This is a genomic window from Martinezella rhizogenes (genome assembly GCF_007002745.1).
GTDB classification, from domain to species: domain Bacteria; phylum Pseudomonadota; class Alphaproteobacteria; order Rhizobiales; family Rhizobiaceae; genus Agrobacterium; species Agrobacterium cucumeris.
Window position 1 is genome coordinate 500,803 of record NZ_SGNY01000001.1, and the last position, 26,563, is coordinate 527,365.

Annotated in this window: 27 protein-coding genes; 12 read left to right on the plus strand and 15 right to left on the minus strand. The window is 59.0% G+C overall.

Going from position 1 to position 26,563, the window contains the following annotated elements; genetic code table 11:
• The first annotated feature begins 105 nt into the window (after nt 1-105).
• Nucleotides 106-1,134: a sensor domain-containing diguanylate cyclase gene (locus EXN68_RS02540; protein ID WP_142839502.1), complete on the plus strand. Its 1,029-nt coding sequence runs from the start codon at nt 106-108 to the stop codon at nt 1,132-1,134.
• A gap of 24 nt (nt 1,135-1,158) precedes the next feature.
• On the opposite strand, the gene EXN68_RS02545 is transcribed toward EXN68_RS02540, so the two are convergent.
• Nucleotides 1,159-2,085: a Gfo/Idh/MocA family protein gene (locus tag EXN68_RS02545; RefSeq protein ID WP_142839503.1), complete on the minus strand. Its 927-nt coding sequence runs from the start codon at nt 2,083-2,085 to the stop codon at nt 1,159-1,161.
• A gap of 404 nt (nt 2,086-2,489) precedes the next feature.
• Here EXN68_RS02545 and EXN68_RS27560 point away from each other — a divergent pair, with 404 nt between their 5' ends.
• The 5 genes from EXN68_RS27560 (at nt 2,490) to EXN68_RS02570 (ending at nt 7,768) form a co-directional block, all read left to right on the plus strand.
• The gene (locus EXN68_RS27560) at nt 2,490-2,759 is read left to right on the plus strand and encodes a hypothetical protein (protein WP_193559491.1); all 270 of its coding nucleotides are present in this window, start codon (nt 2,490-2,492) and stop codon (nt 2,757-2,759) included.
• A 54-nt stretch (nt 2,760-2,813) separates the two neighbouring features.
• Nucleotides 2,814-4,754 (plus strand): EAL domain-containing protein, encoded by a 1,941-nt coding sequence (locus tag EXN68_RS02555; protein WP_142839504.1) that lies wholly within the window; start codon nt 2,814-2,816, stop codon nt 4,752-4,754.
• A gap of 370 nt (nt 4,755-5,124) precedes the next feature.
• Entirely contained in the window at nt 5,125-6,591 is a 1,467-nt protein-coding gene (locus tag EXN68_RS02560; protein ID WP_404944517.1) for a sensor histidine kinase, read from the plus strand.
• A complete protein-coding gene (locus EXN68_RS02565; RefSeq protein ID WP_142839505.1) occupies nt 6,588-7,196 on the plus strand; it encodes a response regulator transcription factor in 609 nt (202 codons plus the stop codon). Before EXN68_RS02560 ends, EXN68_RS02565 begins: the two co-directional genes overlap by 4 nt.
• A gap of 89 nt (nt 7,197-7,285) precedes the next feature.
• Entirely contained in the window at nt 7,286-7,768 is a 483-nt protein-coding gene (locus EXN68_RS02570) for a GlcG/HbpS family heme-binding protein (RefSeq protein ID WP_142839506.1), read from the plus strand.
• A gap of 65 nt (nt 7,769-7,833) precedes the next feature.
• Here EXN68_RS02570 and EXN68_RS02575 read toward each other — a convergent pair whose 3' ends face one another.
• Together EXN68_RS02575 and EXN68_RS02580 are read right to left on the minus strand one after the other, a co-directional pair.
• Nucleotides 7,834-9,717, minus strand: a complete 1,884-nt coding sequence (locus EXN68_RS02575) for an ABC-F family ATP-binding cassette domain-containing protein (RefSeq protein ID WP_142839507.1) — start codon at nt 9,715-9,717, stop codon at nt 7,834-7,836.
• A 172-nt stretch (nt 9,718-9,889) separates the two neighbouring features.
• Nucleotides 9,890-10,936: a GGDEF domain-containing protein gene (locus EXN68_RS02580; RefSeq protein WP_161991168.1), complete on the minus strand. Its 1,047-nt coding sequence runs from the start codon at nt 10,934-10,936 to the stop codon at nt 9,890-9,892.
• 247 nt (nt 10,937-11,183) lie between these two features.
• On the opposite strand from EXN68_RS02580, the gene EXN68_RS02585 reads away from it, so the two are divergent.
• Entirely contained in the window at nt 11,184-11,879 is a 696-nt protein-coding gene (locus EXN68_RS02585; RefSeq protein ID WP_142839508.1) for a glutathione S-transferase family protein, read from the plus strand.
• Between the two features lie 103 nt (nt 11,880-11,982).
• Nucleotides 11,983-12,405, plus strand: a complete 423-nt coding sequence (gene ndk, locus EXN68_RS02590; RefSeq protein WP_003502118.1) for a nucleoside-diphosphate kinase — start codon at nt 11,983-11,985, stop codon at nt 12,403-12,405.
• A 256-nt stretch (nt 12,406-12,661) separates the two neighbouring features.
• On the opposite strand, the gene EXN68_RS02600 is transcribed toward ndk, so the two are convergent.
• Nucleotides 12,662-13,174: a hypothetical protein gene (locus EXN68_RS02600; protein WP_142839509.1), complete on the minus strand. Its 513-nt coding sequence runs from the start codon at nt 13,172-13,174 to the stop codon at nt 12,662-12,664.
• A complete protein-coding gene (locus EXN68_RS02605; RefSeq protein WP_142839510.1) occupies nt 13,171-13,722 on the minus strand; it encodes a CGNR zinc finger domain-containing protein in 552 nt (183 codons plus the stop codon). Before EXN68_RS02605 ends, EXN68_RS02600 begins: the two co-directional genes overlap by 4 nt.
• Before the next feature lie 61 nt (nt 13,723-13,783).
• Between EXN68_RS02605 and EXN68_RS02610 the strand changes: the two genes are divergently transcribed.
• The gene (locus tag EXN68_RS02610; RefSeq protein ID WP_142839511.1) at nt 13,784-14,680 is read left to right on the plus strand and encodes a branched-chain amino acid ABC transporter permease; all 897 of its coding nucleotides are present in this window, start codon (nt 13,784-13,786) and stop codon (nt 14,678-14,680) included.
• A 58-nt stretch (nt 14,681-14,738) separates the two neighbouring features.
• Here EXN68_RS02610 and EXN68_RS02615 read toward each other — a convergent pair whose 3' ends face one another.
• The 5 genes from EXN68_RS02615 to EXN68_RS02635 form a co-directional block, all read right to left on the minus strand.
• On the minus strand, nt 14,739-15,206 hold the full coding sequence (locus tag EXN68_RS02615) for a molybdenum cofactor biosynthesis protein MoaE (RefSeq protein WP_142839512.1): 468 nt from the start codon (nt 15,204-15,206) through the stop codon (nt 14,739-14,741).
• Nucleotides 15,207-15,210: 4 nt separating this feature from the next.
• A complete protein-coding gene (gene moaD / locus EXN68_RS02620) occupies nt 15,211-15,465 on the minus strand; it encodes a molybdopterin converting factor subunit 1 (protein WP_142839513.1) in 255 nt (84 codons plus the stop codon).
• Nucleotides 15,465-16,052 carry a CDP-diacylglycerol--glycerol-3-phosphate 3-phosphatidyltransferase gene (gene pgsA, locus EXN68_RS02625; protein ID WP_046798832.1) on the minus strand — a complete coding sequence of 196 codons (588 nt, stop codon included), beginning with the start codon at nt 16,050-16,052 and terminating at the stop codon, nt 15,465-15,467. The genes moaD and pgsA overlap by 1 nt, the downstream gene beginning before the upstream one ends.
• A 103-nt stretch (nt 16,053-16,155) precedes the next feature.
• Nucleotides 16,156-18,201, minus strand: coding sequence for an excinuclease ABC subunit UvrC (uvrC, locus tag EXN68_RS02630; RefSeq protein WP_161991169.1), 2,046 nt, complete (start codon nt 18,199-18,201; stop codon nt 16,156-16,158).
• Nucleotides 18,198-18,986 (minus strand): SDR family oxidoreductase, encoded by a 789-nt coding sequence (locus EXN68_RS02635; protein ID WP_142839514.1) that lies wholly within the window; start codon nt 18,984-18,986, stop codon nt 18,198-18,200. Before EXN68_RS02635 ends, uvrC begins: the two co-directional genes overlap by 4 nt.
• A 350-nt stretch (nt 18,987-19,336) precedes the next feature.
• Between EXN68_RS02635 and EXN68_RS02640 the strand changes: the two genes are divergently transcribed.
• Entirely contained in the window at nt 19,337-19,993 is a 657-nt protein-coding gene (locus tag EXN68_RS02640) for an outer membrane protein (protein ID WP_142839515.1), read from the plus strand.
• A gap of 115 nt (nt 19,994-20,108) precedes the next feature.
• Here the strand turns inward: EXN68_RS02640 and EXN68_RS02645 are convergent, their stop codons facing one another.
• The 4 genes from EXN68_RS02645 to EXN68_RS27355 form a co-directional block, all read right to left on the minus strand.
• Complete coding sequence (locus EXN68_RS02645) at nt 20,109-20,705, minus strand: glutathione S-transferase (protein WP_142839516.1); 597 nt, start codon at nt 20,703-20,705, stop codon at nt 20,109-20,111.
• 22 nt (nt 20,706-20,727) lie between these two features.
• Nucleotides 20,728-21,495, minus strand: a complete 768-nt coding sequence (locus EXN68_RS02650; protein ID WP_142839517.1) for a ribonuclease T2 family protein — start codon at nt 21,493-21,495, stop codon at nt 20,728-20,730.
• Between the two features lie 125 nt (nt 21,496-21,620).
• Nucleotides 21,621-22,010, minus strand: coding sequence for a type II toxin-antitoxin system HicB family antitoxin (locus EXN68_RS02655; protein WP_161991170.1), 390 nt, complete (start codon nt 22,008-22,010; stop codon nt 21,621-21,623).
• 48 nt (nt 22,011-22,058) lie between these two features.
• The gene (locus tag EXN68_RS27355) at nt 22,059-22,244 is read right to left on the minus strand and encodes a type II toxin-antitoxin system HicA family toxin (protein ID WP_161991171.1); all 186 of its coding nucleotides are present in this window, start codon (nt 22,242-22,244) and stop codon (nt 22,059-22,061) included.
• Nucleotides 22,245-22,505: 261 nt separating this feature from the next.
• On the opposite strand from EXN68_RS27355, the gene EXN68_RS02665 reads away from it, so the two are divergent.
• A complete protein-coding gene (locus EXN68_RS02665; RefSeq protein ID WP_142839520.1) occupies nt 22,506-23,453 on the plus strand; it encodes a lysylphosphatidylglycerol synthase domain-containing protein in 948 nt (315 codons plus the stop codon).
• Between the two features lie 3 nt (nt 23,454-23,456).
• On the opposite strand, the gene EXN68_RS02670 is transcribed toward EXN68_RS02665, so the two are convergent.
• Complete coding sequence (locus EXN68_RS02670) at nt 23,457-24,320, minus strand: 23S rRNA (adenine(2030)-N(6))-methyltransferase RlmJ (RefSeq protein ID WP_142839521.1); 864 nt, start codon at nt 24,318-24,320, stop codon at nt 23,457-23,459.
• A 28-nt stretch (nt 24,321-24,348) separates the two neighbouring features.
• On the opposite strand from EXN68_RS02670, the gene EXN68_RS02675 reads away from it, so the two are divergent.
• Nucleotides 24,349-26,553: a molybdopterin-containing oxidoreductase family protein gene (locus EXN68_RS02675; RefSeq protein ID WP_161991212.1), complete on the plus strand. Its 2,205-nt coding sequence runs from the start codon at nt 24,349-24,351 to the stop codon at nt 26,551-26,553.
• The last annotated feature ends 10 nt before the right edge of the window (nt 26,554-26,563 follow it).

Here is a 26,563-nt window from a genome sequence, read left to right on the forward strand (position 1 = left end):
CCCACAAACAGACCGACAACAATTCGCATGTGGCGCCGCATATCGGTTTTTGCATTATGTGCCGGCCGGACGAGGCTTCATACGAAATAGCAGAAGGACATCATCATGGGACAGGCGATATCACGACCGGAAGGGGAAACAGAGCGTCTGGTCGCGGTAAGGTCCATCATGTCCTTCAAGAATGCGGAAATACCGGAACTAAAGGTGCTTTCGCAGCTGGGGCAGGGCGTGTTCGGCGTGCCGCGCGCCGCCGTTCACATCGTCGATGAGGATTGGCTGCATATCGCCGAACAGGTGGGAATGCAGCTGTCGGAATGCCCGCGCGATCTGTCCATCTGCAACCGTGTCATTACCCGACGGGATGTCGTGGCCATTTCCGATCTGACGGAACACCCGGATTTTCGCTTCATGTCCTATGTGAAAGGCGGCCCCGAACTGCGTTCTTATGCCGGTGCGCCGATCGAACTGGAGGCGGGCCTCGTTGTGGGAGCCTTTTGCCTCGTCGATACGGTGCCGAGAAAATTTTCCCGCGCCGAAATCGACAATCTCAGGCATTTCGCGCTGCTGGCGGCGGCGCTGTTGCGTCTCCAGAAAGCCAATTTCACCATGAGTCTCGCCGAGCGCGAACTGCGCGACGCGGCAATGACCGATCCGCTGACCGGGTTTTATAACCGCAAAGCGCTGGAGGCGATCGTTGATGGCCAGCTGGGTGCGGCGCTTCAGGCAAATGAAACCTTCGGCGTTCTCTATCTCGATCTGGATGGCTTCAAGACGATCAATGATACATTCGGCCACCCGGCGGGCGACTGTGTGCTGACTGCCGCTGCCGGGCGTATTCGCGATGCTATCCGCAGTGAAGATATCGTGGTGCGCATGGGCGGCGATGAATTTGCAATCTTCATACCGCATCCCAACTCGTCGGTGTTGATGAACGGATTGGCCGACCGGCTTCTGTCCGCCTTCCGTGAACCCTTCGATGTCGATGGTCATGAGGTCGCAGCGCGCCTCAGCATCGGCGGTGCGATTGCCCCGCAGGCGGGGGCGGATCGCGCGGCGCTGTTGAGCAGCGTCGATGAGGCTTTGTATCAAGCCAAAAAATCAGGGCGCGACCGTTTTGTCAGCCGCGCCCTCTGAGAAGTTCTGAAAACGGCCTTTTTGTCAGTCGTAGAAGGAATCCACGAATTTGTGGCGGCCGAGCAGGAAGGCGTCGGCCACATGGGTCAAGGGCGCCAGATCCACATCGGAGCGGCCGGCCTTGATGATCTCCGCGAAACGCTCGTAAAGGGCGGGATATTCCCGCTCAGGCTGGGAGAGCTTCTCTTCGCCGTTGATCGAGAGTTTGGCACCGCCTTCCGAAAGCACCATCCGTCCGCCGGCCGTTTCGGCGATGATATCCCAGCTCTGCTTGCCGGTCTGGCGCCAGTCGAACTCGGCCCGCATAGGCATTTTCGTCACGTCGGAAAAATGCAGGTCCGCAGCGATCGGCGCATCGCGGTTTTCCGGGAATTCCAGCGTCGCCTTGGTCAGGAACAGCGCGCGGGGCAGGATATGGGTGATGATCGAAAGTGCGTTGATGCCGGGGTCGAAGACACCAAGGCCACCCGCCTGCCAGATCCATGCCTGGTTCGGATGCCAGTGGCGCACATCCTCCTTCCAGATCACATGCACGCTGTCGATTTTTGTGGAAGCCAGAAATGCCTTGGCCGCTTCCACCGCCGGCGCGTAACGCGAATGCCAGCTTGCAAACAGCGAAAGTCCATTCGAATCCGCAAGGCGGACAAGATCCTGCACTTCAGAAAGCGTAGCACCCGGCGGCTTTTCAAGGAAAACATGCTTGCCGGCATTCAGAGCCGCATAGGCTGCCTCGTAACGAAACTGCGGCGGCATGCACAGGGACACGGCCTCGATCTGCGGAACCGCTTCCAGCATTGCCTCGATGGTGCCATAGGAGGCAACGCCATCCACGGTGCCATGCCGGCTCGCCGTGGCGATCAATTCGAAATCCGGATTGCCCGCGATGGCTGGAAGATGCTGGTCGCGAACGATTTTACCGACGCCGACGATGGCAAGCTTGGTGGCTGACATGGAGAGGTACCCGTGTGCGTGCTTCATGAAATAAAGTGTGACTTTATAAGTTTCTAGCAGAAATGGCCGAAGGGGCAAGGTGATCGTCCCGGCCGGGAATGGCTTTTTTGATGAACAGTACCGGAAAATAAAACGCTGAATATGTCGTTTCGGAATAAAGTAATATCTGGAATTATAGGTGATGTTTCAAGTTTAAATCATAAATCCGGCTTTTCAATATTTTTTAATGGTAATTTTGTAGTTGTTTTGAATAATTGCTGAAATTTGGAACTTTATTTTTTTCTTAAGGGTGTATCAAAGAGTAATTGGATGGTATTTTTATTTGAAGATGATCGGTTTTCCGGGTTCATTCGTAAACTCAATGAAAGCAACCATCGGTTCAATACGTGTGGATTAATTTCGGCATGGTTGTCTATAATCGGTACCTGTTTGTGGATACGGACTGGGTGCCGGAGATTATCTGGCTGGATGTTGCCGTCCGGTTGTTTGTTGTCACGCCGCTCCTGTTCCTTTATTTCCCGGCGCGGCATTATGCGGTGCTGGTCGCCCCACAGGCGGGAGCGATTGTCGCTCCGGAGAAAATTACCGGGATGCGGATTGCGGCGGCGATATGGGCCGGCCGTGGCAGCAGGCTCTGTGTTATAGTCCGTACCTCGCAGATACGGGAATTGTGAAAGGCGAACGCCGGAACTCCGGCGGCGAAACAAATAATAACCGGGGATTTGCAGATGATGGAATTGATCGCCGTTCAGGCAGCGGCCGCTGCCGCCGAGCTTCCATTCCTGTTGCTCCAGGCAGCTGCGGTGATCGGCATGGTATCCGTGTTGATCCTCATGCGCCGCAAGATCGCCCTCGATGATCCGCGTTATAAGATTTATTACGGTGTCATTTTCGGCGTGGCCGGATTTCTGCTGACGCTTCTGGTTTCCGAGTTTATCCAGCTGCCTTCCAAACCCTATATCCGCTCGGATCTGCTGTTTCTGGCGGGGCTTCTTGGCTCATGGCAGGGTGGCGGAATAGCGTTGCTTCTCGTTGCTGCCGGGCGCTACGTGATCGGCGGCCCCGTGCTGTTTCTTGCCGCTTTTCAGGACATGGTCGTCATCTCGGCTTTCGGGATATTGATGTATGGCTGGATGCGTCGACGCCGTTTCACTGAATTGGGAATGCGCGATATTCTCGCCGTTTTTGGTGTGCGGTTTCTTGCGGCGCTGTTTGCCATCTCCATCTCGTTCGGTCTGGGCCTTATCGATCAGGCGCTGTTCTTGAGCGGCGTCGGCCGCCGCACCCTGGGGGCGGTCGTTGTTGGTCTGCCGATGATCACCTGCCTGTTTCTTGTTCTGCGCAGCGAGGCGCGGGCGCGGGAGGAAGTGAGGAAGCGTGATATCGCGGCGCGGACGGATTCCCTGACCGGCCTGCCCAACCGTCGCGCCCTCAAGGACCACATCGAAACGATGGCAAGGCGGGAGCCGCCCGTGCCACACGCGCTCCTTCTTATAGAAATCGTCAATATTGCCGATGTCGCCGCCTGCGAAGGCGAGGACTGGGCCGATCTTTTCTGGCCGCGACTGGCGCGGGAAGTATGTGATGGTGACAGCAGCCTGTTGTCACACTCTAATGCGCCGCGCAGCTTCATGTTCGGCGATACGACACTTGCGGTGGTCATCGAAGGGGTCTCGCTGGAAAAGTCGGAAAGCGCACGGCTCATGATGCATCTGCATGAAGGGCTGAGCGCATTTTGCCGCTCCGCGGAGGCGGGGCCTGCCCCGCATCTGAAGATCGGCGCGGCCAACCTGGACATGCTTTCTCGGCAGAACGTGGCGTCCTTTCTCAGGCATCTCAGCTTGGCGCTGAGGAGAAGCGAAAATCCGGTGCAGATTTTCCCCTTCTCCTTTGCCGAAAAAGCCAGCCGCGACGAGGGTGTTCGGCAGATGCTGGTCCATTGGGTCAAATCCGGCAGGCCGCCAATATGCTACCAGCCGAAATTTGAAATGCACAATCGCCGCATGATCGGTGCGGAGGCGCTTCTGCGGGCAACCGATGCGCGCGGGCAGGCGCTTTCGCCCTATTATGTGCTGGAGATTGCCGAGCGTCACCGGCTGCTGGTGGAATTCGAGTGGTCGACAATCGAGGCGGTCGTCCGCGACCTCAGCAATCTGCGGAGCCTTGAGCCGGATTTTCATTTGTCTGTGAATATTTCCGCCTCGTCATTTTCGACCCCGCATTTCGGAGACCGGGTCGTGACGTTCCTCAGTGAAATGGCGGTTCCGGCGCATCGGCTGTCGATCGAGGTGACGGAAATGAGCCGTGTACCGGCCATCGATGTCGTGCAGCAGAATTTCGACAGGCTGAGCGAAGCAGGCGTACGGCTGTCGCTTGATGATTTCGGCACAGGTTATGCCGCGCTCACCCTGCTCGCGAGGTTCCCCTTCGAAGAGGTCAAGATCGACCACTGGATGACGTCCCGGCTCGATCAGTCACGCTTCAAGGACGCCATCGCGCTCGCATTCGAAAGCGCCGAGCGTTACGGCGCCAAGCTGGTGACGGAAGGCATAGAAACGGAGGAGCAGAGCCGGCTTCTCATGCAGATGGGCATCCGTTTTGGTCAGGGTTATCTCTATTCGCCCGCTGTGCCGCTCGATCGCCTGCAGCCCCGCAGGGAATGCGCCTAGAGCGTTTGCGGCGAGCCATGTCGTACCGCTCTGTCGCCGCGTTCTGGCTGCGTTGGCATGGCAGCCGGCGTCTTCCGGATTGAATCTTTGCCCGGTCTATGCTGAGGAGGTGCTTTGAAGAACCAGAGTTCCGACCGTGTTTTCCGGTCAGGCGAGCGAACCAATGCTTGAAAAAAACGACGTAGGGAACAGACGAGCCGGAATATCCGGGCAATCGCCGTCAGGGGAAACCGCGGCAAGGGCGGGTAGCGTCACGCAATCGCTGCGCACCATCGCCGATGCCGTATCCGGCCATAGGCCATCGTCGGGCGATCTGCGTCCTGCGCCCGTATTGTCGTTTTTCCGGGTGTTTGCGGTCTGGGCATTGTTGATGGTCGCGGTCGTGTCCGCCCTGGCGGCCTATCAATATGGTAGCCTGCTGGGCGAGCTGGAGCGGCAGAGCGACGCCTTGCAGGCCGAGGCTACGCGCCGGGCAGATCAGCATGATGCCCATGTGACGGCGCTGTCTGCGGTGGCGCAGGCGGAGCAGGGATCGGATCACGGCCTGCTGCTTGCCATCGCCGCACCCATTCTGCAATTTTATCCGCGCATCGATGAAGTCCAGCTCGTCTCGTTGACGGAGGGTGGTCCCGCAGCCGGAACCAGACCGCTGGAAAATGAACTGGCGGCGGATATCCGCAACGCGTCATCGGTGTTTACGGGCAAGCCCGCATTGCTGGCAAGTGCGCTGAGGCCCGGCCATTATCTCATCGTCAAGCGCAGCCCCAATAGCGAGACGGCACGGCAGGCGCTGGTGCTGGCTGTCGACGCGGCGCGGCTGCTGGCATCCGATTCCCCCTTCTGGTCGGCGCAACGGGCAGTGATCCGCCTGAAGATGCCGGATGGCACCCTGTTATACGGCCCGCCGCAACTGCCCGTGGAGCCGCAATATGCCCGGCAGCTGAGCAGTGACAGCCAGCCTTTGCTTCTGGAAGTGGCGCTTCCCATCACCTGGCGGGAACTTCTGCCGGGCGGCGCCTTGCTGGCGGCGCTGGCCGGTGCCAGCGTCATTTTTGTGTTCGGCATCGTGATGGCAAGGCAGAGAACACGTATACGCGCCGCCGAAAGACGGGCAGAGCTAAGCGGCATGGAGGCGAGGCTGACCCACGCCTCGCGCGTCAATGCGCTTGGAGAAATGGCGAGCGGCCTTGCCCATGAACTGACCCAGCCTCTGACGGCAATTCTGGCGCAGGCGCAGGCCGGGCGGCGGCTTCTTGCCCGCCAGGATGTCGCGACACTTTCCGGCGCGCTGGACGATATGATCGAGCAGGCGCGATGCGCCGCCAACATGCTTGACCGTTTCCGCAACTGGTCGCTGCCGCACCGCCATCCGGCCACGGCCCATGATCTGCGCGTTGCGCTGCGTAATGTCGATGCACTTCTGACCGGCGAGGCGGCGCGCCAGCAGGTCGTCATCGATATCCGCCAGCCAGAGGTGCCACTTCTGGTTCGGGTCGATCCGGTGGAAATGGAGCAGGTGATGTTCAATCTGCTGCGTAATGCCCTTGATGCGCTGGCCGGTGCCGAGGGCAAGGGCGTAATCACCGCAACGCTCACCCGCGAGGGCGATCTTGCCCTGTTCGAAGTCGCCGATAACGGCCCCGGCGTGGAGCCGCAATTGCGCGACCGGCTTTTTACCCCCTTCGCAACCACCAAAAACAACGGCATGGGACTTGGTCTTGCGCTCAGCCAGCGGCTGGTGGAGCGCGCCGGCGGCGAAATCCTCTTTATCGAGCAGGATAATGGCGCGTTGTTCCGCGTTGTCCTGCCGGTCACCACGGAGGCAATGAAACCATGACGTTGCCCGTCTATCTCGTTGATGACGACGACGCCGTGCGCAAGGCGCTGATATTGCTTTTGTCCACGGTCGGCATCAAGGCGAAGGGATTTGCCGATCCAACGGCTTTCCTCAGCCATTTGCCGGGTCTCGAGCCGGGCTGTCTGATCTTCGACATCCGTATGCCCGCCATTACCGGCCTCAAGCTTCAGGAAAAGCTGGTGGAGGAAGGCATCGACTGGCCGGTCATCATCATTTCCGGCCATGGAAATATCGAGGCTTGCCGCCGCGCCTTCCGCAACGGTGCCGTGGATTTCCTGTCGAAGCCCGTGGATGAACAGGATCTTATCGACGCGATCCAGAAGGCGCACCAGACGCTTGCCCGCACGCTGGATGCACGGGCATTGCAGGCGGAAACGGCGGCGTTGCTGTCGCTTCTGACCGCGCGTGAGCGTGAGATACTCGAGCGCATCGCACTCGGTTTCACCACCCGCCAGATCGCCGATGGGCTTGGCCTGTCACCACGCACGGTCGACAGTCATCGCGCCGCCATCGGCCTCAAGCTCGGCACCACCTCACAGGCGGAAATGACGAGGCTGTGGCTGGAGGCCGGCGCAGATCGGTAGAACTACTGACCACCCGGCAAGGCTTACGGATTCGCAGCCGTGTTTTATTTGCCTAGGTTGAAGTCCTCATCAAGCAAGAGGACCTTTTCATGATCCGTAATCTTCTCATCGCGTCCGTTCTGATCGCCCCTTCGGCTGCATTGGCCCAGACGCTGCCGACCGCTCCTTACCTGCCGCTCGAAATGGCTGAAAAGGCGGCCAAGGCAGCGCTTCAGGCTTGTGTCGCAAAAGGTAGCGCCGTCACCGTTGCCATCGTCACCCGCGACGGCGCCACCAAGACGGTCTTGAAGGCGGATAATTCCGGCCCGCATACGGTCTCCAGCGCAACCGGCAAGGCTTTCGCCGCCGCATCGCTCGGTCGTGATAGCGGCGAGATCGCGGATTTCATCGCCTCCAAGCCTGCCAATGATGGTCTGCGCAATATGGACGAGCGCATGGTCATCCAGGCCGGCGGTCTGCCGATCAAGATCGGTGAGGCTCTCGTCGGCGGCATCGGCGTCGGCGGTGCGCCCTCGGGTGCCATTGATGTGGAATGCGCCCGTGAAGGCCTCAACGCCATCGGCGCCAAGTAAGCAGCGTCAGATAAATCCGGCGGCTTCTGAAAAAGCCGTCGGAATTGGGCCCGCGCTGACGCGCATCACCCAGCCATTGCTTCCTCATATTCGCCGGAAAGCATCAGCCATTGCTCTTCGGCGTCGGAAAGTTTGGCAGCGGCCTCGCCACGTTCCTTGACCTTCTGTGCAGCCTTGGCGGGCGCCTTTTCGTAAAGGGCGGGGTCCGCCAGTTCCTTGTCGAGCGCCTGAATCATTTTCTCAAGCTTCGCCGTCAGGGATTCGATTTCGTTGATCTTTTTCTTGAGCGGCGCAAGCTGGGCGCGCTTTTCCGCATTCGCCTTGCGTTGATCTGCCTTCGACGCCTGATCGGACGCGGCCTCGGTCTTGTCTTCCTTTTTCTTGCCGGAGGAAACGACGATGTCGCGATATTCCTCCATGTCGCCTTCGAAGGTTTTGACCGTGCCATCGGCAACCAGCCACAGCCGGTCCACCGTCGCTTCGATGAGGTGACGATCGTGCGAGATGAGGATGACCGCGCCGTTATAATCATTCAGCGCCTCGATCAGCGCGCGGCGGCTGTCGATATCGAGATGGTTCGTCGGTTCGTCGAGAATCAACAGGTTTGGCGCGTGGAATGCGGCAAGCCCCATCAGCAGACGCGCTTTTTCACCACCGGACAGATCCTTCGCCGCCGTCGCCATCTTTTCCGTCGCAAGGCCCATCTGCGCCACGCGTGAGCGCACCTGTGCTTCAGGCGCCAGCGGCATCAGCTTGCGCACATGTTCTACCGGCGTTTCATCAGGCACCAGATCATCCAGCTGGTGTTGCGCGAAGAAACCGATCTTCAGGCCGGGGGCGGTGCGAAGATCGCCCGCCTGCGGGGCAAGCCGGCCGGAAATGAATTTCGCGAAGGTGGATTTGCCATTGCCGTTGGAGCCGAGCAACGCAATGCGATCGTCATTGTCGATGCGCAGATTAAGCTGCTTCAGGATCGATTTGCCCGGTTCGTAACCCACGGCACCGCCATTGATGGCGACGATGGGCGAGGCGGGCTGTTTTTCGGGCTCGGGAAATGTGATCGGCTGAACATGGTCCTCGATAACAGCGGCAACCGTGCCCATGCGCTCCAGCGCCTTGATGCGGCTTTGCGCCTGCCGGGCCTTGGTGGCCTTGGCACGGAAGCGGTCGATGAAGCTTTGCAGATGTTTGCGCGCAGCGTCGCTCTTGACCTTGGCCTTCATCTGCAATTCGTCGGCCTCTGCCTTCTGGCGCTCGAACTGGTCGTAACCGCCGCGATAGAAGGTCAACTTCTTCTGGTCCAGATGCACGATGGAATTGACGGCATTGTTCAGAAGGTCGCGATCGTGGCTGATGATGATGACGGTATGCGGATAGCGGCGAATATATTCCTCCAGCCACAGCGTGCCTTCGAGGTCGAGATAGTTGGTCGGCTCGTCGAGCAGCAAAAGGTCCGGCTCGGCAAACAGCACGGAGGCGAGCGCCACGCGCATGCGCCAGCCGCCGGAGAAGGAGGAGGCGGGGCGAAGCTGCGCCTCGTGGTTAAAGCCGAGACCGGCAAGAATGCTGGACGCGCGGGCCTCGGCCGAATGCGCATCGATATCGACGAGCCGCATCTGGATTTCGGCGATCCGGTGAGGATCAGTCGCGGTTTCCGCTTCGGCCACAAGGGCGCTGCGTTCCTTGTCGGCGGAAAGCACGATTGATATCAGCGATTCTTCCGTTCCCGGCGCTTCCTGGGCCACCTGGCCGATGCGCGCCTGTTTGGGAATGCTGACCGAACCGCTTTCGGCGGAAAAATCGCCGGTAATCACCTTGAACAGGGTGGATTTGCCGGCGCCGTTGCGGCCAACGAGACCCACCTTCACGCCGGCGGGCAGCGCCACGCTGGCATGGTCGAGAAGCAGGCGCCCGGCGATACGGGCGGAAAGGTCGGTAATCGTAATCATGGCGCCGTTTTGGCCGAACTGCGTGGCCAAGGCAAGAGCGCCCGCGCCACATCGGATCATATATGGCGTTTGAAGCGTGTCGGTTTAGACGGAATTGTCGGGCGTGCGCGCAAACTTTGGTTTTGCGCATTTTTCGGGCGCAAAACCGCGATGCATTTTCACTGGAAGTGCTCTAACAGCCGAGCTGGGCCAGATAGCTGCTGCGGCTGTGCTGAGCCAGGTCCCGGGAATAACCAACAACACAGTTGCGCGTGCCGCAGCGTGCCGAAAGCAGGGCAAGTTCGGCATGGCTGAAAAATTCGGCGGGCGTGGCGGTGCCATCCACCGCCGCAACGCCGATCGAAACCGTCAGATGTTCGCCTTCGCCTTCGCTGGTCACGAAGCGCAGCGCCTCCACACTTTGCCGCAGCCTTTCGGCAATCGCTTCTGCGGTATTTTGCGAGACGTTGGCAAACAGAAAGGCAAATTCATTACCGCCGACGCGTGCAACGAAATCGTCCTTCTTGATGGTCTTGCGGAAGAGCGCCGCAAACCGCCGGAGCGCCTTGTTGCCGGCGCTTGCGCCATACTTGCCATTGATTTCGCGGAAGCGGTCAATGTTGAGCAGCATCAGCGAGGTGGCGGATGCCGCCTGATCGCCGGCGAAAAGGTCTGCGAGTTTTTCGAGGAAAGCCGCGCGGTTGGGAAGCGCCGTCAATGCGTCCCGCAGGGAACTTGCCTGCAGTTCGGCCCGGCGTTTTTCAACTTCGCGGATTTTCATCAGCCCCATGGCGATGAAGTGCCTCAGGCTCGTCTGTTCCTCGTGAATGTCGCCCATCAATCGGGCGAGCCGCTCGGTTGCCGGCGGCTCCTGATGATTTTCCTCGGCAAGGCTGGCGATGAATGTTTCGGCGCGCTGCACGCCGGCTTCCAGCCGCGCTGAGATCTGCTTCAGCGTTTCGAAGGCCTCGTTGGCCATTGCCTCGGCCTCGATCTTCGAAAAGCCGGGCAGATCGTGTCTCTGGCCGATAATATCGATTTCATGCTGCTGCGGCGCGTTGCCAAGCGCCAATATATCGCGCCCCATGGCCGGGTTGTGCCCCGACAATATTTCATAGATCAATTCGTAATTGCGCGGCAGTGGAGCAATATTCATCTTGGCGATGAATTGCGTGATCTTGGTAACGACAAGACCGTTTTTTGACTGTTCGCGTTTTTTATCGCCAGCAGATGTCGTCACCGTCAGCCCCAAAAAGATAGTATTTATGGATTCATCGAAATATTCAGTATCCGAATGCGACTATTCCTACACGCCACGGTTTAAAATAGACTAAACTCTTGGGATGTTTTTGTCGTCTTGATGCTGGAATTCACGTTTGGCGGCGCGGGGACGGCTTTTGATCGATAACATGATTAATGCTGATTTGATTTCAGGCCATTGCCGTTCTTATATCGTTGTATCGATATAGCCAAAGAAGGTGCTGCCCATGACGAATTCCAGAACCTTGTACTCGCTGTGTGGAAGCGACATTTCCAGGCCGTTTTCTCCCCATTGCTGGAAAACCGTGCTTTCGCTGGCGCATAAGGGGCTGGATTTCGAGGAGCGCCCCTTGCCCTTCACGGTCATACCGACGGTTGAGGACGGTTTTTCGCGGACGGTGCCGATCCTGCGCGACGGCGAGCAGCTGGTGAGCGACAGTTTCGAAATTGCGCTTTATCTGGATGACGCCTATCCGGAGCGGCCGTCGCTGTTTGACGGGGAGGGCGGCAAGGCAATGGCCCGCTTCGTTGAAAGCTGGTCCCAGACGGTGCTTCACCCGGCCATCACCCGTATCGCCCTGCTGGATATCCACAATATGCTGGATGAGCCGGATCGCCGTTATTTCCGTGACAGCAGGACGAAAGCGCTTGGCCGCCCGCTTGAGGATGTAGCGTCGAACCGCGAAGCGGAAATCGCGGCCTTTCCGGCATTGCTGGCGCCGATCCGTCGCATGTTGAGCTTCCAGCCCTTTATCGGCGGCACGTCGCCGCTTTTTGCCGATTACATCGTGTTCGGGGCGCTGCAATGGGCAAGGATCACCACCGGCGCCGATCTGTTTTCCGATAATGACCCGGTGCGGGACTGGTTCGAAGGCTGCCTTGATCTCTATGATGCAAGAGGCCGCAGTGTGACAGCGGCGTGAAATGTCTCGCGCCGTTATCGCAATATGGTCGATCCCCCTTGTTTTCGGGCCTTTGGGCGGGTAAAGACCGCCCACTTTCTATATAGGAAAAGGAAACGGACACATGGCGATTGAACGCACATTTTCGATGATCAAGCCGGACGCAACCAAGCGTAACCTGACGGGCGCGATCACCAAGGTATTTGAAGATAACGGCCTGCGCATCGTCGCCTCCAAGCGCGTCTGGATGAGCAAGCGCGAAGCTGAAGGCTTCTACGCCGTTCACAAAGAGCGTCCTTTCTTCGGCGAACTCGTTGAAGGCATGACTTCCGGCCCGACCATCGTTCAGGTTCTGGAAGGCGAAAACGCCATCCTCAAGAACCGCGAAATCATGGGCGCCACCAACCCGGCCCAGGCCGCTGAAGGCACCATCCGCAAGTCCTTCGCGCTTTCCATCGGCGAAAACTCCGTTCACGGTTCCGACGCTCCGGAAACCGCCGCACAGGAAATCGCCTACTGGTTCGCCGAAACCGAAATCGTCGGCTGATTCAAAATATCAACGGCTTGAATCGCCCTCTCAGGCGAATGCACGAAGCTGTTGGAAAGACTCAAGGAAACGGAGCCGAAAGGCTCCGTTTTTTTGTTGGTAGGGAGCTTACATGCCGAAACTCCCCACGACCCTCATTCCTGTGCTTGTCACAGGAATCCAGCCGACGCGCGTCTGCGCGGCGAGAGGAGTCTTTCAGCCCAACGACTTGGTCTGGCTAGATTCCTGTGACAAGCACAGGAACGAGGTAAGCAAATCACGACGCCGGACACCCCTGGGCCGGCCGCATATCCGTCGTACCGTCAGGTTTGAACACCTCCGGATTGGGCGTGTAGAGCGGCCCGACCACCAGCGGTTTGGCGGGAAGAAGCGACTGGTCCGTGTCGGAGTGGATCGTGGTCTCTATCGTCTGCAGAATATCGCCCTCCGGCCCCTTGATGCGGATGATGACTTTATAGGGCCGATCCTGCTTCACGCACTCGACCGGCGGGCTCTGAACGGCGATCTTTTCGTCGGCTGGAAAAATCCTGTCGCTCGTCGTCAGGTCAGGACCACCACGGGGATTTTCGAATGAGCCCTCCACCGTGCTGCCGTCGGCGATGGGCGCGACGCGCTGCAGGGTCACCAGATAGGTGGCAATCGCCACGCGGTAATTGAAGACGAACATGCGGCCTGAAATCTTCGCGACCTCGCGCGGTTCGTCGCGCTGACAGCCGGAGAGACCGAGCGCGGCCATAACCGCCAGCAATGAAAGGGCAATGCTGTTCATGCCTGCGCCTCCTTTGTCCGGTGGTAGTGCCGGCTGGCTTTTTGCCGGTTGCCGCACACCGCCATGTCGCACCAGATCCGGCTTCTGTTCTTGCTGCGATCGATGAAGAGCCAGCCGCAATTGCCGCAGATCCGCAGCCGTTCCCGTGTCTCCCGTGCAAGCAGCGACAGGGCGGAATGGGCGGTGGCGTTGCCGAGGCTTTCGGCCGCCGGAAAGGTGCGCAAGGCCGTGCCGCAGGCGAAAAGAAGGTCCGCCAGCCTGGCGTCATCACCGCCGGCACCCATGATCGACGAGCGAAAACAATCGTCGATCGCCTCTCGAAGTTTGAGAAGGATTGGCCGTTGCTCCGCTTCGGGTGCGTTGAGCGCGGGAAACCTGTCGCGCTCCGCGCCAAGCTGTGTCGATGCCTCGGCAAAAGTGGCGATCTGTTCGGGCACTGCAAAACGGTCAACCGATTTTGCGACGTCCGAGCGCAGGATCACACTATTGGCGACATCAAGCGCCAATGCGCCGCCTGCGAAACGATGAGCTGTCCAGCGAAAGGTCATACCGGATATTATAACTGTCAAAACGTATTTTAACAGTTATAATAATAGTGGGAGGACGCGCATGGCTTATTTCCTGCAACAATTGCTGAATGCCGTGCCGGTCGCAGCCCTCTATGCGGTTCTGGCCTTCGGTTATGCAATCGCCTTTTCGGTCACCAAACGTGCCGATGTCACCTATGGTGCCATATTCGCCTTCGCCGGCCAGACCTGCCTGTTATTTGCCGATTTCGGCTGGAACCGGTTATGGCTGGTTCTGCCGGCCACACTGGCGCTTGGGGCGGGGGCAGGGCTGTTCGGCGGGTTGTGGGCTGCGGGTTTCGTCGGCAGGGCGGTGATGCGGCCGCTGGCGAAAGCCTCTCCCAATGCGGTGACGGTCGCCTCCATCGGCGTGCTTATTGCGCTTACCGAAAGTGCAAGGCTCGCCGCCGGCACAAGGCAATTGTGGCTGCCGCCACTTCTGTCGCAACCGGTGCGCTTCTGGAGCGATGGCGGCTTTGCCGTGACCCTGACGCCAATGCAGATGCTGAACACGGCAGCGTTTGGACTGCTCGTCCTCTCAGGATCCGTTTATCTCGGCCGTTCCGCTTTCGGCAGACGATGGAAAGCCGTATCGGATGATCCGCTTGCGGCATCGTTCTGCGGCGTAAATGCGGGCCGGGTATTCCTGCTATCCTACTGCGCGGCAGGACTTGTCGCCGCCATTCCCGGTGTGCTGGCCACTTTTTATTACGGCACCATGGATTTTGGCGCCGGCCTCGTCTTCGGCCTCAAGATCGTGCTGATTTCGGCAGCGGGCGGTTATGCCAGCCCGCTTATCTGCGGTTTGGGGGCGGCGGCCGTCGGATTTGCGGAAACCCTGTGGGCCGGTTATGGCCCGGTCGTCTGGCGTGATGCGGCGGTGCTGGCGCTTCTGGTCGGCTGGTTGATTGTCATGCGCAGCAGGGCGGAGGCGCCTTGAGGCATTTCCGAAAGCGGACTGCGGTTCTCCGCCCGGAAATGCGGGAAAAGGCGATGAATTACCGCCACTTGTCCTTCGCCGAATCGTCGGTCGTCTTGGCTGATACCCAGTCTCGCACCGCTCCGTCCTTGCCATGTTCCTTTTTCCAGAACGGGGCGGAGGTCTTCAGATAGTCCATCACGAAATTTGCGCCGTCGAAGGCCGCCTGCCGATGGCTGGAAGCGGCAATGACGAGAACGATATTCTCGCCGGCAGCGATCTTGCCATGGCGGTGGATGGCGGTGAGGCCGAGAAGGTTGAAGCGTTCGATGGCGAGTTCGGCGATGCGGGTAATTTCGGCTTCAGCCATGCCTGGATAATGTTCAAGCTCCAGCGCTGCCAGTGTTCCGCCGTCGTCGCGGCAAAGCCCGGTGAAGGCGACGACCGCGCCGATGCTTTTGTCGCGTTGCGTCAGCCGCCTGGTTTCGTCCGCGGCATCGAAATCCTCACTTTGCACACGGATCGTAGGCTGCACGGCTTTCTGCATCCGCTCATCCCCCGGTCATCGGCGGAAAGAGACCGATCTCGCGCGCGCCGACGATGCTTTCGTCATGCTCGACATGTTCCTGATTGACCGCAACGCGGATCACATCTGGAAATTCGAAGGCCGCCTCGTAATTTTCGCCACGGGTTATGAGCCAGGCAATCAGCTCACCAGCCGTAGTGACGGAGGAGGGGATGTCCAGCTCCTCCTCATCAGTGCCGATCTTCTCGCGCACCCAGGCGAAATAAACGATGCGTGTCATCAGTCTTCGTCCACGATGTGCTTGAGGCCGGCCTTGAAGTAATCATAACCGGTATACATGGTGAGCGCAGCCGCAAGCCAGAGAAGCGTAATGCCCATCTCTGTCGTATAGGGCAGGACCTTGTCACCCGCCGGACCTGCCAGCAGGAAGGCAATGGCGACCATCTGGATCGTTGTCTTCCACTTGGCGATGCGGGTGACGGGAACACTGACCTTCAGCGCCGCCAGATATTCGCGCAGGCCGGAGACCAGAATTTCGCGGCAGAGAATGGTGATGGCGGCCCAGAGCGACCAGCCGGCGATGGTACCGTCCGCAGCCATCAGCAGCAGCACGGAGGCGACCAGCAGCTTGTCGGCGATCGGGTCCAGCATCCGGCCGATATTGGACGTCTGGTTCCAGATGCGGGCCAGATAACCGTCGAGGAAATCGGTTAGCGAAGCAATGATGAACAGCCAGAGCGCCGTCCAGCGCGCGAAATCCGAGCTTTCCAGCTTGCCCTCGATGAAGAAGCACAAAACGATGACAGGAACCGCCAGAATGCGGCCATAGGTCAGAAGATTGGGGATGCTGTATGCGCGCGAAGCCATGGGAAACCTGTCAGTCAAAGATCAGCTGTCTTGATGCCGCCCCTGACGCATAGGGTCAACATGTGATTATGTTTTTTTAGCAGTTCGCCACGACGGTTCGGTATCAATCGCCGCCGCTCTCGTGGAAGTGATTGTAGATTTGCCGAGCCACCGCCTCGGAAATGCCGGTGACGGCCATCAGGTCGTTGAGGCCGGCACGCGAAACGGCCTTGGCAGTGCCGAAATGCTGCAGCAGCGACCGCTTGCGACCGGGGCCAATGCCTGAGATTTCATCCAGCGGATTGCGTATCATTTCCTTCTTGCGCCGCGCCCGGTGCGAGCCGATGGCGAAACGGTGGGCTTCATCCCGCATGCGCTGGATGAAATAGAGCACGGGATCGCGCGGCGGCAGGGAGAAATCGCTGCGTCCATCTGCGAAAAAGCGTTCGCGGCCGGCATCGCGGTCCACACCCTTGGCAACGCCGATGGCGGTCACACAGTCACGAATGTCGAGTTCATCAAGGATGGCGCGCACCGCCGTCATCTGCCCCTGACCGCCATCGATCAGGATCACGTCCGGCCAGCTGGGGAAAGGCATGTCGGCCGCTTCCTCCGGTGTGGGTGTCTTGTCGCGGTCCGGCTTGCCCTCTTCCTTCAGCAGGCGTGAGAAACGGCGGGTCATCACCTCGCGCATCATGCCGAAGTCGTCACCCGGGGTGATGTCGGTCGATTTGATGTTGAACTTGCGATACTGGTTCTTCACGAAACCTTCCGGCCCCGCCACCACCATGCCGCCCACGGCATTGGTGCCCATGATATGCGAGTTATCGTAGATCTCGATGCGGCGCGGCACATAGGGCAGGCTGAAGGTTTCTGCAAAACCTTTCAGAAGCCGTGCCTGCGAAGAGGTTTCCGCCAGCTTGCGGCCATGCGCCTCGCGGGCATTGGCAAGAACATGGTCAGTAATGTCCTTCTTCTCGCCGCGCTGCGGCACGCTGATCGTGACCTTGTGGCCGGCTTTTTCGCCGAGTGCTGCGGCCAGCAACTCCTGTTCCTCGACGGTTTCGGACAGCAGGATCTGCTTCGGCACCGGCTTGTCGTCGTAAAACTGCGCAAGGAATGCGTTGAGGATTTCCGAGCCGGGCAGGGAAGGGTCCGCCTTCGGGAAATAGGCACGATTGCCCCAGTTCTGGCCGGTGCGGAAAAAGAACACCTGAATGCAGGAAATACCGCCTTCGTGGTGGATGGCGAAAACATCCGCTTCCTCGATGCCGGCCGGATTGATGCCCTGATGGCTCTGGACATGCGAAAGTGCGGCCAGCCGGTCGCGATAGACGGCGGCACGCTCGAAATCGAGATCCTCGGCCGCCTCGTTCATCTGCCGCGCAATGGCGGTCTTGACGCTCTGGCTTTTGCCGGACAGGAAATCCTTGGCTTCCTTGACGAGTTCCGCATACCCCTGATCGCTGATCTCATGCGTACAGGGGCCGGAACAGCGCTTGATCTGGTACAGAAGACAGGGACGCGTGCGGGTCTCGAAAACACTGTCGGTGCAGGTGCGGATCAAAAAGGCGCGTTGCAGCGAATTGATCGTGCGCCCCACTGCGCCGGCCGACGCAAAGGGTCCGAAATAATCGCCCTTGCGCGCCCGTGCACCCCGGTGCTTGAAAATCGCCGGGGCGCGATTGTCGGCGGTGATGAGAATATAGGGAAACGATTTGTCGTCACGCAGAAGCACGTTAAAGCGCGGCCGCAAGCGCTTGATGAGGTTGGCTTCCAACAGAAGCGCCTCTGTCTCCGTGCGGGTGGTGACGAATTCCATATGGGTGGTGAAACGCACCATCTGGGCGATGCGATTGGAATGCACGCGGCCCTGGGCATAGTTGCCGACACGCTTCTTCAGCGAGCGCGCCTTGCCGACGTAAAGAACGTCGCCCGCTTCGTTGAACATGCGATAGACACCCGGCGAGTTGGGCAGGTGTTTGACGAATTCGCCGATGAGGTCCATGCCCTTCAGGCCGGATTCATTCTTCCAGCCCGCATTCCAGTCCATGCCCACGGCGTCGCGCGGAGCCTCCGCCACTTCTGTCGCGGCAAGGCTTGCATCGTCGTCTTCATCGTCGGTTTCATCGAAGAGAATACCGCCATCAGGCAGCTTCTTTCCGTTCATTCAGGTATCTCCGCCACGTCAGGGGTTTCCCAGCCAAGGTGCTGGCCGCCGTCGAGCGCGATCATTTGTCCGGTGACCGACGGCGTATCATAAAGAAAGCGAATCGTCCGCCCGAACTCATCCGGGGCAGGACCACGCTTTAATATAAGGCCGTCGATCTGCGCCTGAAAGTCCTCGGGCGCCTGTCTTTCGCTTTTGAAGGAAGGACCCGGCCCGATGGCGTTCACCCGCACACGCGGCGCAAAGCTCTGCGCCATCGTGCGTGTCGCAGTCCAGAGGGCGGATTTCGAAAGCGTATAGGAATAGAAGCGGGGTGTGAGCGCCAGCACGCGCTGATCGATGATATTGACGATCAGACCGGATTTGTCCTTCGGCAATTGCTCGACAAAAGCAGCGGCGATGAGGGACGGTGCCCGCACATGCACGGAAAAATGTGCATCGAAGATCGTCGGATCGGGTTTGTCCGCACTGTCGTCCAGAAAAACCGAGGCATTATTGACGACGACGCCGATGGGGCCGAGGGCGGAAGCTGCCTGTTCGACAAGCGCCATGGTTGGCGCAGATTGTGTCAAATCCGCCTGAACGGCAACGGCCTTGCCACCGTTTTGCCTTATTTCGTTAGCGAATTCCTCGGCCTGCGCCATCGATTCATTGGCATGGACGGCAATCGCAAAGCCATGGGCGGCCATATCGGTGGCGATTGCCCGACCAAGCCTTCGGGCGGCTCCGGTTATCAAGACTGTCTTTTGTATATCTTCTTTCACGGCGGACCTGCATTTGCTCATACATGCCCTATGTGCTGGATATAAATGCAAATCGCAAGCTGTCCATCAGCCCTAAAAGAATTGGGCGATTTTTTATTCGCAATGCAATTTTGATTTAATTTAAATATAACTAAGTTTAAAGCCGATCTATTGCTGATTAGGCTTCTGTTAGGGTTAATAAAACCCTTGTGGCAATTAGGCAACGTCTAATTCTAGTCACGTGTCTGCCCCAAACAATTCACATTTTGGCTCTTTGATCTCCGCATTCTCCCATCAAGTTCAGTTTCCAGAGGGGCGATTAACCCGACGATTTTTACACCGCGTCTGAAAACAATGTTTTGAGTGCAGAGCGGTCCTGAAAGGAGAATAGCATGCGTATTTTCGTAGCAACCCTTATGGCTTCGACCATGGCCGCTGCCGGCTTTTCGGCTGCTCACGCCGCTGACGCCGTAAACGAAGTGCCCCAGGCGCCGGTGTCCTACGACCAGCCCGCACCGGTCAAGGATTGGTCCGGCGCTTACCTCGGTGGTACGGTCAACTATGACTGGGGCCGTTTCAGCTCCAGCAATGACGGCCGTGACGCCAAGGGCTTTGGTGGCGGCCTGTACGGTGGTTACAACATGCAGAGCGGCCAGATCGTTTACGGTGCGGAAGCAGACGTGAACCTGGGCGACGAGAAGGGCTCTGCCGGTACGGTTGCCGGTCGCGCCATCGAAGGCAAGCAGGGCGTCAACGGCTCGCTGCGTGGCCGCGTTGGTTACGACATGAACCCGTTCCTGCTCTATGGTACGGCCGGTCTTGCTGTCTCCGACAACAAGGTTCGTGACGCGACCTCCAAGGACAGCGCCACCGCCCTCGGTTACACCGTTGGTGCCGGTGTTGAAGCCATGGTGACCGACAACATCACCGCCCGTCTGGAATATCGCTACAGCGACTACCAGAAGAAGGACTACGGTCTCGACTCCGGCGCATTCTCGCGCGGTTTCGACGATCACTCCGTCAAGGCCGGTATCGGCGTCAAGTTCTGATCCTTCACGGATCGGTCAAGGAAAAGCCGGGGCGCAAACCCCGGCTTTTTTGTTTTTGTTCTTGTGGGTTGCCGAGAGCGCCCGGCGATCTGGCCGGGCACTGTTCCGCTTCGCCTCAGGCGGCTGCCTTCATTTCCGCATAGGCTTCGAAACGCTTGCCGAAAATCTCCGGCCATTGTGCCAGCGCATCGCGGCCTTCGGCCCATTCACCGGCAAAACGCAGGTCGAGATAACCGATCATCGCTGCCAGCGCGAAATGGCCGCCATGCAGCTTCTTGCCGGTCTTGGGCAGGTTGGCGTTCAGATGGTCGAGGCCCCGGACCACTTTTTTCCACTGCTTGTCGATCCACGGCTGATGGATCTTGTCCTCCGGGCGAAAACGGCGCTCGTAAACGATGGCCAGGAGACAATCCATGATGCCGTCGCAAAGCGCTTCCAGAATTTCCGCTTCCGTGCGCTTGCCGTCCTTTTTCGGGTAAAGCTTGCCGCCCGAAAGACGGTTGAGATAATGCATGATCGCCACGCTGTCATAAACCGAGCCGCCGTCGTCCAGCAGCAGGACGGGGATCTTGCCGAGCGGATTATTCTCCATCAGCGTTGCGGGCTCGGCGCTGGCGTCGACGCGCACATCGGTAATCTCGATGCCGAGATGGCGGGCGGCCATGCGCACCTTGGCGGAATAGGGGGAGGCGGGTGAATAAAGCAGTTCCATGGTTGGGTCCTATGGGGTTGAATTAGCGTATGGGGATGATTTCGGTGGAGCCGGCGCGGCAGCCTTTGCGGTCAAGCTCGGGGCAGTCGCGAAATGTCATGTCCCTGTTGAGGCAGATGCGCACTTCTTCCAGGCGCTTTCCATCACAGCTGATCGAGATGCCGCGTTTCGACAGGCCGGGATTGGCGTCGGTGAAGGCGGTTTCGATGGCGTCGGCGGAAAGGGTGGCGGCTTGCGCGCCCGAGGCGATCTTGCCCGGCAGCGTTACGGCTTCAAATGCGGCCCGCGTCACTGAAAAATAATCTTTCTGCGACAGGCCGGAACAGGAGCCGTGTTTGCGCCACTGGTGGCCGATCAGACCCATGGAGGGCATGATATCGAACATGCTGCGGCCGAGCGCGTCCGGCACACGGTCCGGTTCGCCGCTTTTGCAGAATTCGGGATAGCCGTTTTCGTTTTGCGGCCAGAGCCCATGCACGACGAAACCGTAACGCCTGTCGCTGCCGCATTGCTGGCGATTGCCGGAACCTTCCGAACTGGCGCAGAATGCCGGCGACCAGGATAATGACAGCACGTAAAAATCAAAACCCGTGCCGCGAGGGGCGGGGTTGGTGCCTGCATGCTGTTGGGATGCATCGCGTCGAGGTGCGTCTGGATTTCCAGCGGGCTGTGATTGCGATTGTGTCTGGCGGTTCGAATTGGAGCTGGTGGGAACGGTTTGTTCCTGCGCAAACCACAGCGCGGCAAGCGACAGAATACCGAAAGCGATGAAACCGGCATAACGATTCATTCCGTGCGCGCTCTCCGGAAAGTGGATGACCTCACATCGCCTGAAGGCGACAGAGCGGTCTTACATCAACTTGTGAACGGGGCAAATGTTGTTTCGTGTGAGCTGCCAATACTTCCCACAATCCCTCAGCCGCCCATCTGCGCAATACGTCGCGTCATCCAGTTGACGTAGCTGGTGCGCGTCATCTTGCGTCTGGTGGACTCCTTGTCAATGAAATCGAGAACGTCGGCGTCAAGCATCATGTTGGCACGCACGGGTTTTCCCGCAAGACGAATGAGTGGCACACTCGTCAACATGCTTCCCCCAGGCACGGATACCTCTTCGAGCGCGCTGGGTTCCGCCAGAGGCGCGTTGTCTCGCTCCATTTCAAGCGCGTAATCGCGCAGGGCTTCTTCGGCGTTGATAATCGCTTCGTCTATGGTTTCACCCATGGCGACCACGCCGTCCATATCCGGAAAGACCACGCCATAAGCGCCTTTCTCTCCATCTATAAGTGCGGGATATCTGACAGTCATTTCGCAGTTCCATAGGTCGTTGAACATTGGTTTTTCGCGACGGGAACGTTAAGCGTTCCACCCGGCCTTCTTCGCAATGGAACCCGCCACGCCGGGACTGAGTTGACGGTGCCTCGGCACCTGTACAAATCCCTTTTCGGGGTGGCGATAGATGTCGTGGGCGGCTCCATGCCGGTCGAACGCCCAACCTTCTTCCTTCAGCCGCTTGATGACTTTAGCAGCATTTATTTCCATTAAATCTCCGCTGTGCATATATTTGCACTCGCAATCGGAAAGGTCAATTTCTGCTGTGCATATATTTGCACGATTACAGCCTTGTGAATGCTGCGTGAGGACCACGTGGGGTAGGAGTGTGACACGGCAACAAAAGGTGACAGGCAATTTTTTGTGAAAAGGTTGAAAGCTTCGCCGCATAACGAATAGACTCCGGCGAATCTTCCGCGAAAGACGGAAGGAGGCTGGGGTGAAGCTGGAGGAAATAGGCGGCATGACCGCATGAGATTCAAGAAATATATCTGGCCTGTCGTTGGTCTGGCGACGATCGGGTTTTCAGCCTGGCTGCTTTATCATGAGCTGCGCGGTCTTTCGCTTGATGATCTCTGGGAAAGCTTCATGGCCATCCGTGTGCGGGACTGGGTGTGCTCCGGCATGGCCACACTGCTGGCCTATGCCGCGCTTGCCGGCTACGATCGCATTGCGCTCCAGCATCTCGGCCGCAAGGTGAACTGGTTCTTCATCACGCTCACCTCGTTTACCACCTATGCGCTTTCCCACAATGTCGGTGCTTCCGTGTTTTCCGGCGCCGTGGTGCGCTACCGGGCCTATACGTCCAAGGGCCTGAGCGCCGCCGAGGTTGGCGTTCTCGTTGGTCTTTGCTCCTTCACCTTCATCATCGGAACCATCATGCTCATCGGCATGGTGCTGCTTTACGAGCCTGACATCACCGAACGCTTCACCGGCATCCTTCCCGTCGAGGCCTCCACAACAACAGGCATCCTGCTGCTTGTTATCGTCGGCCTTTACGTGCTTGGCAGTCTGCTGAAGCTGAAACCGCTGAAAATCCGCTCGTTCTTCCTGCCCTATCCGGCACCGAAACTGGTGGCGCAACAGCTGGTCATCGGGCCGATCGAGTTGATCGGTGCGGCGGGCATCATCTATTTCGCGCTGCCGGAGGCCGGAAATCCCGGTTTCATGATCATTCTCGGGATATTCCTGATTTCTTTCTCGGCGGCGCTGATTTCCCATGCGCCGGGCGGGCTTGGCGTGCTGGAACTGGTCTTCGTCACCGGTCTGCCGGATATGAACCCGGCGGACGTGATCGCGGCGCTGCTGGTTTTCCGGCTGTTCTACCTCATCATTCCCTTCATCATGGCCCTGTTCGTGATCCTGTTCTTCGAACGGTCACAGCTTGCAGAGGCGCAGAAACGGGAAGGGCTGAGGTAACCCTCAGTCCTCCTCCGGCTTTTCCTCGCCGCGCAGCCAGAAGGCGCGGTGAGAGGCGTAGCGATCCTGCGCCATCACCGTTTTCAGGAAGGGCAGGAGCGTGTGCAGCTCGTCCTTCAGCGTATAAGGCGGGTTGACGATGATGAGGCCGGAACCGCTCAGGCCTTCCAGCCGGTCGCTTTTGACGGAAAGCTCGGCGCACAGCATTTTCGGAATGTCGAAGGATTGCAGCCGCTCGTGAAAATCCTTGATCGGTGCACCCTTTTTCAGCGGATACCACAGGCAATAGGTGCCGGTGGAAAAACGCCGATAGGCCTTGTTCAGGCCATCGGCCAGCCGCTGATATTCGTTTTCGAGCTCGAAAGGCGGATCGACAAGGACGAGGCCACGTTTTTCCTTGGGCGGCAGATGCGCGCCGAGCGACAGCCAGCCGTCCAGCTCGGTTACCCGGACCTGATAATCGCCCTCGAAGAGACGGGATAAAGCCCGGCTATCGTCCGGATGCAGTTCCATGGCCGAAAGCCGGTCCTGCGGACGAAACAGCATGCGTGCGAGTTTCGGCGAGCCGGGATAAAATTGAATGCCGCCCTCCGGATTGAGTTCCTTTACGGCGGTGAGATAGGGTTCGAGCAGTTCGGCGATGGGGGCGGGCAGGTCGGCCTCCACCAGCTTGCCGATGCCGGTCTGCCATTCGCCGGTCTTCTGCGCCTCTTCCGAGGTAAGGTCGTAAAGCCCGATGCCGGCATGGGTATCCAGCACCCGAAACGCCTTCTCCTTGTTCTGCAGGTAGCGCACCAGGCGGGCAAGAACCGCGTGTTTGAGAACATCCGCGAAATTGCCGGCGTGATAGATGTGGCGGTAGTTCATGGATGTGTCTCGCTTGCAGATGGTCAGGATGAATATTCTTGATGGACGTCACTTCGGCCTTTTGGCCGCAACATTGATGCAATATACAAAAGCCATGAACGTTGCGACCCCGATCTCCGCTGAAAAAGCCGCCACCAAGGCCGAACTCCGTACCGGCCACACCGTCTGTCCGCATGACTGTCCGAGCGCCTGCGCGCTGGAGGTCGATATCAACGCGGAAGGCCGTATCGGCCGCGTGCGCGGCGCCAATAGCAATACATACACCGCCGGCGTCATCTGCGCCAAGGTGGCGCGCTATTCCGAACGCATCTATCATCCCGGCCGTTTGCTGACCCCGAAGCGCCGCAAGGGCGAAAAAGGAGCGGGTGACTGGCAGGAGATTTCCTGGGAAGCGGCGCTGGACGAGGTGGCGGATGCTTTCGTCAAGGCGGAGGCCCGGCATGGCGCCGAGGCCATCTGGCCGTATTTCTACGCCGGAACCATGGGGCAGGTGCAGCGCGATTCCATCGAGCGGCTGCGCCACGCCAAGAAATATTCCGGCTTCTTCGGCTCGATCTGCACCAACATGGCCTGGACGGGTTACGTGATGGGCACGGGTGCGCTGCGTGGTCCCGATCCGCGCGAGATTGGCAAGGCCGATGTCGTCGTCATCTGGGGCACCAATGCGGTTGCCACGCAGGTCAATGTCATGACCCATGCGGTCAAGGCCCGCAAGGAACGCGGCGCAAAGATCGTCGTCGTTGATATCTACGACAATCCGACGATGAAACAGGCCGATATGCGCATCGTCGTTCGCCCCGGCACGGATGCGGCGCTCGCCTGCGCCATCATGCACATCGCCTTCCGCGATGGTTATGCCGATCGCGATTACATGGCGCGCTTTGCCGACGATCCGGCCGGGCTGGAAGCGCATCTGAAGACGAAGACGCCGCAATGGGCGTCGGAGATTACAGGTCTTTCCGTCGAAGAGATCGAGGATTTCGCAAGGCTCGTTGGAACGACGAAAAAGACGTTCTTCCGGCTGGGTTACGGTTTTGCCCGCCAGCGCAACGGCGCGGTCGCCATGCACGCGGCCCTGTCGATCGCCACCGTGCTCGGCTCCTGGCAATATGAGGGCGGCGGCGCGTTCCACAATAACGGCGATATTTTCAGGCTCAACAAGGCGGAACTGATGGGCACGGCCTATGCCGACCCCGATGTGCGCCAGCTCGACCAGTCGCAGATCGGCCCCGTGCTGACGGGCGATGCCAATGCGCTGCGCCACGGCGGCCCGGTGACGGCGCTGCTCATCCAGAACACTAACCCCGTCAACGTGGCGCCCGAACAACGGCTGGTGAAGCAGGGTTTCCTGCGCGACGATCTTTTCGTTGCCGTGCATGAGCAATTTATGACCGAGACGGCTGACATGGCCGATATCGTGCTGCCGGCCACCATGTTTCTCGAACATGACGATATCTACCGCGCCGGTGGCCAGAACCATATTCTGCTTGGGCCCAAACTTGTCGAGCCGCCGGAAACGGTGCGCACCAACCTCTTCGTCATCGAGGAACTGGCGAAACGCCTCGGCGTCGATCATATGCCCGGTTTCGGCCTTTCGGCCCGCGAGCATGTCGACCGTATGCTGAAAGTCAGCGGCTGGGGTGATTTCGATACGCTGGCGGAGGAGAAGTGGATCGATGCGCAGCCGTCCTTCGAGGTGGCGCATTATCTCGAGGGTTTTGGTTATGGCGACGGAAAGTTCCGATTCAGCCCGGATTGGGCAACGGGGCCGTCTCCGAACAAACCGCCGAAAAATATCGGTGTCATGGGGCCGGTATCCGAGTTTCCGAAATTCCCGGATCAGGTGGATGTCATCGAGACCGCCGACGGGGATCATCCCTTCCGGCTGGCGACATCGCCGGCCCGCAATTTCCTGAACTCCACCTTCGCGGAAACCAAGACCTCCGTGCAGAAGGAAGGCCGCCCGGAATTGATGATCTGCGCCGAGGATGCCGCCGGTCACGGTATCGCCGATGGCGACGTCGTCCGCATTGGCAATGCACGCGGCGAAGTACGCCTCCATGCGAAGATTGTTGAGGGCGCCAGGCCAGGCGTGCTGATTGCCGAAGGGCTGTGGCCCAACAAGGCGCATCTGGATGGCGAGGGCATCAATGTTCTCACCGGCGCCGATGCCGTTGCCCCCTATGGTGGCGCGGCTTTCCATGACAACAAGGTTTGGCTGCGCAAAGACTGACGGGACATGG

Excerpts from the sequence above, each read along its gene's own strand:
- EXN68_RS02640 (WP_142839515.1), top strand. The coding sequence starts at position 19,337 with ATGCGTATTTTCGTAGCAACCCTTATGGCTTCGACCATGGCCGCTGCC.
- EXN68_RS02670 (WP_142839521.1), bottom strand. The coding sequence starts at position 24,320 with ATGAACTACCGCCACATCTATCACGCCGGCAATTTCGCGGATGTTCTC.
- EXN68_RS02540 (WP_142839502.1), top strand. The coding sequence starts at position 106 with ATGGGACAGGCGATATCACGACCGGAAGGGGAAACAGAGCGTCTGGTC.
- EXN68_RS02655 (WP_161991170.1), bottom strand. The coding sequence starts at position 22,010 with ATGACTGTCAGATATCCCGCACTTATAGATGGAGAGAAAGGCGCTTAT.
- EXN68_RS27560 (WP_193559491.1), top strand. The coding sequence starts at position 2,490 with ATGGTTGTCTATAATCGGTACCTGTTTGTGGATACGGACTGGGTGCCG.
- EXN68_RS02650 (WP_142839517.1), bottom strand. The coding sequence starts at position 21,495 with ATGAATCGTTATGCCGGTTTCATCGCTTTCGGTATTCTGTCGCTTGCC.
- EXN68_RS02610 (WP_142839511.1), top strand. The coding sequence starts at position 13,784 with ATGGCTTATTTCCTGCAACAATTGCTGAATGCCGTGCCGGTCGCAGCC.
- EXN68_RS02545 (WP_142839503.1), bottom strand. The coding sequence starts at position 2,085 with ATGTCAGCCACCAAGCTTGCCATCGTCGGCGTCGGTAAAATCGTTCGC.
- EXN68_RS02605 (WP_142839510.1), bottom strand. The coding sequence starts at position 13,722 with ATGACCTTTCGCTGGACAGCTCATCGTTTCGCAGGCGGCGCATTGGCG.
- EXN68_RS02635 (WP_142839514.1), bottom strand. The coding sequence starts at position 18,986 with ATGAGCAAATGCAGGTCCGCCGTGAAAGAAGATATACAAAAGACAGTC.
- moaD (WP_142839513.1), bottom strand. The coding sequence starts at position 15,465 with ATGACACGCATCGTTTATTTCGCCTGGGTGCGCGAGAAGATCGGCACT.
- EXN68_RS02600 (WP_142839509.1), bottom strand. The coding sequence starts at position 13,174 with ATGAACAGCATTGCCCTTTCATTGCTGGCGGTTATGGCCGCGCTCGGT.
- ndk (WP_003502118.1), top strand. The coding sequence starts at position 11,983 with ATGGCGATTGAACGCACATTTTCGATGATCAAGCCGGACGCAACCAAG.
- EXN68_RS02585 (WP_142839508.1), top strand. The coding sequence starts at position 11,184 with ATGACGAATTCCAGAACCTTGTACTCGCTGTGTGGAAGCGACATTTCC.
- pgsA (WP_046798832.1), bottom strand. The coding sequence starts at position 16,052 with ATGGCTTCGCGCGCATACAGCATCCCCAATCTTCTGACCTATGGCCGC.
- EXN68_RS02570 (WP_142839506.1), top strand. The coding sequence starts at position 7,286 with ATGATCCGTAATCTTCTCATCGCGTCCGTTCTGATCGCCCCTTCGGCT.
- EXN68_RS02565 (WP_142839505.1), top strand. The coding sequence starts at position 6,588 with ATGACGTTGCCCGTCTATCTCGTTGATGACGACGACGCCGTGCGCAAG.
- EXN68_RS27355 (WP_161991171.1), bottom strand. The coding sequence starts at position 22,244 with ATGGAAATAAATGCTGCTAAAGTCATCAAGCGGCTGAAGGAAGAAGGT.
- EXN68_RS02615 (WP_142839512.1), bottom strand. The coding sequence starts at position 15,206 with ATGCAGAAAGCCGTGCAGCCTACGATCCGTGTGCAAAGTGAGGATTTC.
- EXN68_RS02665 (WP_142839520.1), top strand. The coding sequence starts at position 22,506 with ATGAGATTCAAGAAATATATCTGGCCTGTCGTTGGTCTGGCGACGATC.
- EXN68_RS02555 (WP_142839504.1), top strand. The coding sequence starts at position 2,814 with ATGATGGAATTGATCGCCGTTCAGGCAGCGGCCGCTGCCGCCGAGCTT.
- uvrC (WP_161991169.1), bottom strand. The coding sequence starts at position 18,201 with ATGAACGGAAAGAAGCTGCCTGATGGCGGTATTCTCTTCGATGAAACC.
- EXN68_RS02560 (WP_404944517.1), top strand. The coding sequence starts at position 5,125 with ATGGTCGCGGTCGTGTCCGCCCTGGCGGCCTATCAATATGGTAGCCTG.
- EXN68_RS02575 (WP_142839507.1), bottom strand. The coding sequence starts at position 9,717 with ATGATTACGATTACCGACCTTTCCGCCCGTATCGCCGGGCGCCTGCTT.
- EXN68_RS02645 (WP_142839516.1), bottom strand. The coding sequence starts at position 20,705 with ATGGAACTGCTTTATTCACCCGCCTCCCCCTATTCCGCCAAGGTGCGC.
- EXN68_RS02675 (WP_161991212.1), top strand. The coding sequence starts at position 24,349 with ATGAATATTCTTGATGGACGTCACTTCGGCCTTTTGGCCGCAACATTG.